At 59.7% G+C, this 857-nt stretch carries 1 protein-coding gene; it reads right to left on the bottom strand.

The features are described 5' to 3' along the window. Positions 1–5 precede the first annotated feature (5 nt). A protein-coding gene (locus ACFFUC_RS12455) for an IS5 family transposase (RefSeq protein WP_312529210.1) occupies positions 6–793 on the bottom strand; the annotation gives its coding sequence in 2 pieces (ribosomal slippage) (positions 6–454 and positions 454–793; 789 coding nt in all). Between the last annotated feature and the right edge of the window lie 64 nt (positions 794–857).

Genomic DNA, 857 nt, shown 5'->3' with positions numbered 1-857 from the left:
CTAGGTCATGTTGACAAATGGCGGATCCAGAGACGGATCGACGTGATGTCAATGAAGCCGAGGAAGCTTTCCGCCGTCTTGTCGTAGCGGGTCGCGACACGCCTGGCGTTCTTGAGCTTGTTGAAGCAACGTTCGATCAGATTCCGCAGGCGATACAGCGAGCGATCGACACCAATCCGCTTCTTGCGGGACTTGCGCATCGGTATCACGGGCAGGACGTTGCGCGCCTCCATGCCTTCTCTGATCTTGTCTGCATCGTAGCCGCGATCCGCGAGCAGCACGCTCGGGCTGGGCAGATTATCCGCCATCACCAGATCGAAGCCGAGATAGTCCGACGTCTGGCCAGGTGTGATCTCTGTCCTCATGGGAAGCCCGTGTGCGTTGACGAGAAGGTGGATCTTGGTCGTAAAGCCACCTCGAGAACGGCCGAAACCCTGTCGTGGAGTCCCCCTTTAGCGCCCGCTGCCTGATGGTGGGCGCGGATCACGGTGCTGTCGATCATTTGCAGGGCGCTTGGCACGGCTCCGCTCTGGTTCAGAGCATCCATGATGTCCTCCCAGAGGCCCGCCAGTGTCCAGCGCCGGAACTGTCGGTAAACGCTTGACCATTTGCCGAACTCGCCAGGTAGGTCCCGCCATGGCGCCCCGGTTCGGGCAATCCAGAAAATCCCATCAAGGACGAGGCGGTGGTTGGTTGCTTTGCGTCCGTTCGGGGCGCGGACGGCGAGGATGAAGCGCTCAAAGAACGCCCATTCCTCGTCCGACATAAGGTCTCGTGCCAAGCTGGTCTCCATCGCAGATGCCAGCTTGAATCATACCCTACGCCCGAGGGGAATCCCTTTTGTCAACACGACCTAG

Origin of the sequence: Paracoccus cavernae (genome assembly GCF_042430175.1) — a bacterium.
In the GTDB taxonomy this organism is placed as follows: Bacteria; Pseudomonadota; Alphaproteobacteria; order Rhodobacterales; family Rhodobacteraceae; genus Paracoccus; species Paracoccus cavernae.
Note: the sequence above shows the minus strand (reverse complement) of the source record. Positions and strands in the feature narration are given on the sequence as shown.